At 39.3% G+C, this 6013-nt stretch carries 6 protein-coding genes; all 6 read left to right on the top strand.

All coding sequences use genetic code 11. The annotated features are described in order from the left end of the window. Nucleotides 1–344 precede the first annotated feature (344 nt). Nucleotides 345–803, top strand: coding sequence for a VOC family protein (locus tag IC621_RS22825; protein ID WP_191161818.1), 459 nt, complete (start codon nt 345–347; stop codon nt 801–803). Nucleotides 804–1053: 250 nt separating this feature from the next. After that, the gene (locus tag IC621_RS22820) at nt 1054–1638 is read left to right on the top strand and encodes a TetR/AcrR family transcriptional regulator (protein WP_191161816.1); all 585 of its coding nucleotides are present in this window, start codon (nt 1054–1056) and stop codon (nt 1636–1638) included. Between the two features lie 182 nt (nt 1639–1820). Next, nucleotides 1821–3092, top strand: coding sequence for an ABC transporter substrate-binding protein (locus tag IC621_RS22815; RefSeq protein ID WP_191161814.1), 1272 nt, complete (start codon nt 1821–1823; stop codon nt 3090–3092). Nucleotides 3093–3156: 64 nt separating this feature from the next. Further along, a complete protein-coding gene (locus IC621_RS22810) occupies nt 3157–4122 on the top strand; it encodes a carbohydrate ABC transporter permease (protein WP_191161811.1) in 966 nt (321 codons plus the stop codon). A gap of 1 nt (nt 4123) precedes the next feature. Continuing rightward, nucleotides 4124–4945: a carbohydrate ABC transporter permease gene (locus tag IC621_RS22805; RefSeq protein WP_191161809.1), complete on the top strand. Its 822-nt coding sequence runs from the start codon at nt 4124–4126 to the stop codon at nt 4943–4945. Nucleotides 4946–5730: 785 nt separating this feature from the next. Next, nucleotides 5731–6003 carry a hypothetical protein gene (locus tag IC621_RS22800; protein WP_191161807.1) on the top strand — a complete coding sequence of 91 codons (273 nt, stop codon included), beginning with the start codon at nt 5731–5733 and terminating at the stop codon, nt 6001–6003. Nucleotides 6004–6013 lie beyond the last annotated feature (10 nt).

The raw sequence follows: 6013 nt of genomic DNA, 5'->3' as shown, positions 1-6013 counted from the left end.
CCTCCTAATGTTTGTTGTGGTAACTAACATTATTGCCAGGAATTCGTTCGTGTTTTCCTATTTTTGTGCTATTTTCACAAAAAGTGATGATGAATCTTAATAATAAATTGAGCGCCAAAGGTCTTTTTCTTTTATGCAACTTTTCTACTACTATTTATACCTGACTTTAGAAGATATAGAAACATCATATCTCTTTTTAAGTAAACAAAATATCTCCGTGACTACTTACTTTGGTTGTGATTTTAACTTTGGTTTTTTTTAGGATATGAAGCAGCGTTTAAATTGCATACATACAGTACGTATGTTAAAATTCAAGTATACTCATACAAAGGGGATGTTTTCCAATGAAACCCACTAGTGTGTATCCTGTCATACTGACGGAGCAGGTTGCTGTCAGTTCAAATTTTTATAAGGATTATTTTGGCTTTGAGACTGTATATGAGGCCGACTGGTACGTAAGTCTGAAGAATTTCCGGAATACACCCTCTTTTGAATTAGCTCTGCTTGAGGCATCACACTCTACAATCCCTGAAGCCTTCCGAAAAACGGCGCAGGGATTAATCTTAAACTTTGAGGTAGATCATGTGGATGCGGAATACGAAAAACTTATTCTCAAAGAAAATCTGCCTCTACATCTTGATATTCGAGATGAGCCTTTTGGACAAAGACATTTCATCACTTCAGATCCAAACGGTGTATTAATTGATGTCATTACTATTATCCCACCCTCCGAATCTTACAGCAGTCAATATACGGAGAGCGTTTGGTTGAACAAAGAAAGAAGCAGTGATAGTGATGACTAACTTTGCTGGAGCCCTTACTAAATGATGCCTCTTTTTATGTTCGAAAATCCGTAGCCAACCATTTAAATGATTTAACGAAGGATTATAGAACCATTACGTTAGAATGGCTTCGTGATCGTTTGGAACATGGGGGAGAGCATATAACCTGGATCACCTGTCATGCCTTGAGATCACTGATCAATTCAGGGGACAGGGATGCTGAACATCTCTTGGAAAAAACAAGGGAAAAAACTTAGAAGGAGAATATGAAATGAAGAAATCGGAGCAAACAAAGGACACGATCCGGAAGCTGACGAAAGTTGCTCGTGATTATTTTACTGAACAAGGTTATGCACATGCCTCAATGGAGGTAATCGTTAATAAAGCAGGACTGACTAGGGGTGCACTCTATCATCACTTCGGGAGTAAAGAAGGACTGTTCCATGCGGTTCTTGAATCTGTTCAGCAAGAAATAGCAGAAAAAGTTGAAGCTGAGGCTGCAAAAAGCGATGATTTATGGGAACAGCTTCTTTTAGGATGCAGGGCATTTGTTTCGGCCGCAGTCGAACCCCAAAACAGGAGAATTTTATTAATAGATGGACCGGCAGTATTGGGATGGGAGACTTGGCGCACGATGGATCAACAAAATTCCATGCGACTGCTAAAGGATCAATTAGAAGTTATGGCGCAGCACGGCTGTCTAAGGCCAATTTCCATCAATACCTTGGTGCATCTCCTCTCAGGTGCAATGAATGAGGCTGCGCTATGGATTGCACCAAAACCGAACCAGAAACAATCGCTCGAAGAAATCTCGGAAGTTCTTTCTCTTTTTATGGAAGGATTTAGATCGAGATAAACAATATTCAGAAGAATTTAATGGGACCTTACCTAAGATAATAAACACTATTAACAGACTACATTAAAAAAGTGAAGAAAATCATAAAAAAGTACAGATTATTTAATGAAAGAGAGCCTCTTTTTCTCGATATAATCCTAATTGATAGCGATTACATAATTAATCAATAAGGGGATGGAGAAATGAAAAAGGGGTTTTTTTTGTCGTTACTTCTTGTTGTTGCTCTGATTTTATCTGCTTGTAGTGGAGGTACTACGGAGGAAGCAAGTGGAGATGGAGAGTCTGGCGAAAGTGGAAAGCTTGATATTTTCAGTTGGTGGACAGGTGCCGGTGAGGAAGATGGATTAAAGGCATTACTTGCCTTATTTGAAGAAAAGTATCCAGATGTGCCGATTGAGAATGCAGCGGTTGCCGGCGGTGCAGGAACGAACGCGAAGGCTGTGCTTGCGAGCCGTATGCAAGGCGATGATCCTCCTGCAACATTTCAGGTTCATGGAGGGGCAGAACTAAATGAAGGCTGGGTAGCTGCCGGTAAAATGGAGCCGTTAAACGACCTTTATGAAGCAGAAGGCTGGATGGATAAATTCCCAGAGTCATTGATTGACATGGTTAGCAAGGAGGGAAAAATTTATTCTGTTCCTGTCAATATTCATAGAGGAAATGTGCTTTGGTACAATAAAAAGATTTTCGAAGAGAACGGACTGGAACCGCCGACAACATTTGATGAGTTTTTTAAAGCAGCAGATGCACTGAAGGAAAAAGGTATTACTCCGTTAGCATTGGGAGATAAAGAAGCATGGACTGCAACCCATATATATGAAACGGTTTTACTAGGGCACCTTGGGGTCGAAGGCTATGGAAATCTTTGGACAGGCGAGTTGGCATTTGATGATCCAAAAGTGAAAGAGGCAACAGAAATTTTCAAGAAAATGCTGAGTTATGTAAATGAAGATCACAGCTCTCGTAACTGGCAGGATGCCTCTCAGTTAGTAGGCAATGGTGAAGCGGCTATGAACATTATGGGTGACTGGGCTAAAGGATACTTTGTAAATGATTTAGGGTTGAAAGTAAATGAGGATTTTGGATATGTTGAAGCGCCTGGAACAGACGGGAAGTTCATGGTTATTACCGATACATTCGGCTTACCTAAAGGTGTTGATAATCCTGAAGGAGTGAAAAAGTTCTTGTCAGTCTTAGGTTCGGTTGAAGGACAAGATGCTTTTAATCCGTTAAAAGGGTCCATTCCTGCACGGGTAGATGCAGATGTCTCAAAATATGATGAATATGGCAGTGAGACAATCGAAGATTTCAAAACAGCTGAACTTGCTCCAAGCTTGGCACACGGCTCAGCCGCTGAAGAAGGCTTCCTGACAAAGGTTAACCAAGCCGTCAACATCTTCGTAACCCAGCAAGACGTAGACCAATTCGTAGACTCAATCAAGAACGCCAAATAGTATCGGTACCAGGTACCAAAGGTACCTGGTACCGCCATTTTTGCCCTAAGGAGTTGATTTGCAGATGGAGACAGTAAGATCACAAACAGCGTCCGCTGCTGGAGTGAGGGTGAAAAAGAGGGCTCGTTTAACAAGCGATCATTATATGTCATTTTTGTTTTTAGCTCCCTCTTTCTTACTGTTATTGGTTTTTGTTTATGGATTTATCGGATGGACTGGCTATGTGTCCCTAAGCAATTGGAATACGTTAGTGCCGGATTTTTCGTTTGCCGGTCTTCAAAACTATATCTATCTTTTTCAAGATTTCCGCTTTCAAGCTGATTTACGTAATACATTATTCTTTACCATTCTATTTATCGGCTTGGTTATAGTAATCGGCGTTTCGCTTGCCGTTCTCCTTGATCAAAAGCTTAAAGGAGAGTCGATCTTCCGCAATATTTTTTTCTTTCCAATGGCGTTATCATTTGTTGTCACAGGAGTTATTTGGCAATGGCTATTAAACCCTTCAACAGGGATCAACCTTTTTTTAAAAACTTTTGGTATTCAGCCGAAGTGGTATACAGATACGACGATTTTGGCTGGATTTCAATGGGGAAAAACTGAGTTTGGAATTCCAGTTGCGATTTTTGCTGTTGTAATTGCTGCAGTTTGGCAGATGACAGGCTTTTCACTTGCGATGTATTTAGCGGGCTTGCGTGCTATTCCTGATGAAGTCCGGGAAGCTGCCCGTATGGACGGTGCGACAGAATTTCAGCTTTTTAGAAAGGTTATTCTTCCGCTGCTTAAACCGATTACGGTCAGTGTCATAATTATTATGGCACACATTTCATTAAAAATTTTTGATTTGATTTATGCAATGACAGGATCTGGTGCAAACTTTGTAACAGATGTACCAGGTGTATATATGTTTGAAACGACATTCCGTGGCAATTATTATGCAAACGGAGCAGCAATTGCGATTATTATGCTGTTAACCGTTGCCATTTTTATTGTTCCCTATTTGATACAAAGCCGAAGGGGGGAAGTGTGAGATGGTTCTTGGAAGAGTAAACAAATCCTTGGTTTATCTCATTTTAGCAGGATTCAGTATTGTTTTTTTACTGCCGGTGTATGTCATGTTAACTACAAGCTTAAAGCCGCTTGCCGAAGTGACACTTGAGAACATGTGGACCCTTCCAACTGCGATCGATCTCAGCAGTTACAGTGAAGCTTTCATCAAGCTTGCACCAAACTTAATGAACTCTTTTTATCTTGTCATTCCTGCGACAATTTTGTCGGCATTGTTAGGGGCAATGAATGGGTATGTCCTGTCAAAATGGAGGTTTAAAGGGTCAGAAATAATTTTTACAATGATCTTGTTTGGAATGTTTATTCCATACCAAAGTATTTTGATTCCGTTAATTCAATTTTTACGAGAGATTGGGCTGTATAACTCGATTCCAGGACTCATCTTCGTTCATGTCATTTATGGATTACCGATTACAACGCTGATGTTTCGTAATTTTTATACAAATATTCCAGACGAAATGCTAGAATCAGCAAAAATAGACGGCGCAAACTTCTTGGGTATTTTCCAGCATATCATTATTCCGCTTTCGATCACTGGATTTGTTGTCGTGGCAATCTGGCAGTTTACGAATATATGGAATGAATTTCTCTTTGCCGTCACAATAACAACCTCTGATCAGCAGCCAATCATGGTCGCCCTGCAAAACCTGTCAGGAAGTCAAATCGTTCAATGGAATGTCCAAATGGCAGGAGCACTGCTTGCAGCTCTCCCGACACTGCTCGTTTATATCTTGTTAGGAAAATATTTTGTAAGAGGGCTTTTGGCAGGTTCTGTTAAGGGTTAAATAAAGGGTATCAGGTACTCGCGGTTCCAGGAACCGCAAGTACCTGATACCTAATTATTTTCTTAACACAAAAAGGAAAACGTGAAAGAATGTCGAATAGGTACGAGGTAAATCAAATGATAGAAAGGCAGAAACTAATGGTAAGGAAGAACAGAGTTTGGTATCCCGGTGCAATGTACCATATAACTGCTAGAGGAAAAGTTAAGTGTACGATATTTTATGATGAAAAAGATCGGTTAACATATTTTGAGAATTAACAAGGGAAAAACACCCCTGCTATCTTCACTCCCATTGTTTAATGACGAATCACCTGCATCTGCAAATTGAAACAATTAATACCCATATTAAAGATATCATGAATCATCTCCACCAGAAATTATGCCACTTATTTCAGGACAGGTATGGAGCGAGTCTAATTGAGGGAATGGAACACTTTCTTAGAGTAAGCAGATACATTCATTTAAACCCAATAGAAGCGAAGGTCGTTAAGAATCCGGAAGAATATAAATGGAGCTCATTTTCTTCCTATATTTCTTCATATCCTAATCCCCATCTACACCACTTAAAAACTCTATCTCTATTTCAAAATCTTAGTCAAGAAAACTATAAGAAATTTGTCATGAGCGGAATGGAAGATTAATGCCTTAACGCCTTTAACGGTACCAGGTACCTTTGGTACCTGGTACCGTTTTTTTTGTTTTGTAAAATTTTTTTAAAAAAATAGGTATATTTCGCTCAAAATCTAGTAAGAATAGTATCAACTACTAGTTTTGGGAGGAAGTAAAATGATAGGGGTATTGAAAGAGGAACCATCAGTGAATGTCGGTTTTGATTCGGACTTTGATGACTTGGTGAGGGTAGCTCTATCTGATTTAATTGCAGAATATGAAGAAAAAATACTAAAAATTTCGTTTGAAAATGATTTATTAGAGTTAAAAAAGGGAAAAGTATTACCAACACTATATTGTGAAGTCATCATAGAATCATATGAACAGCAGATTAAGGAATTGCAAAAAAAGCTGAAGGTAGCAAGAGTTCTGCTCTATTCCATCATTTAATCTATTAAAA

The sequence above is a fragment of the Metabacillus arenae genome (genome assembly GCF_014773385.1).
GTDB lineage: Bacteria > Bacillota > Bacilli > Bacillales > Bacillaceae > Metabacillus_D > Metabacillus_D arenae.
Note: the sequence above shows the minus strand (reverse complement) of the source record. Positions and strands in the feature narration are given on the sequence as shown.

Excerpts from the sequence above, each read along its gene's own strand:
- IC621_RS22825 (WP_191161818.1), top strand. The coding sequence starts at position 345 with ATGAAACCCACTAGTGTGTATCCTGTCATACTGACGGAGCAGGTTGCT.
- IC621_RS22820 (WP_191161816.1), top strand. The coding sequence starts at position 1,054 with ATGAAGAAATCGGAGCAAACAAAGGACACGATCCGGAAGCTGACGAAA.
- IC621_RS22815 (WP_191161814.1), top strand. The coding sequence starts at position 1,821 with ATGAAAAAGGGGTTTTTTTTGTCGTTACTTCTTGTTGTTGCTCTGATT.
- IC621_RS22810 (WP_191161811.1), top strand. The coding sequence starts at position 3,157 with ATGGAGACAGTAAGATCACAAACAGCGTCCGCTGCTGGAGTGAGGGTG.
- IC621_RS22805 (WP_191161809.1), top strand. The coding sequence starts at position 4,124 with ATGGTTCTTGGAAGAGTAAACAAATCCTTGGTTTATCTCATTTTAGCA.
- IC621_RS22800 (WP_191161807.1), top strand. The coding sequence starts at position 5,731 with ATGATAGGGGTATTGAAAGAGGAACCATCAGTGAATGTCGGTTTTGAT.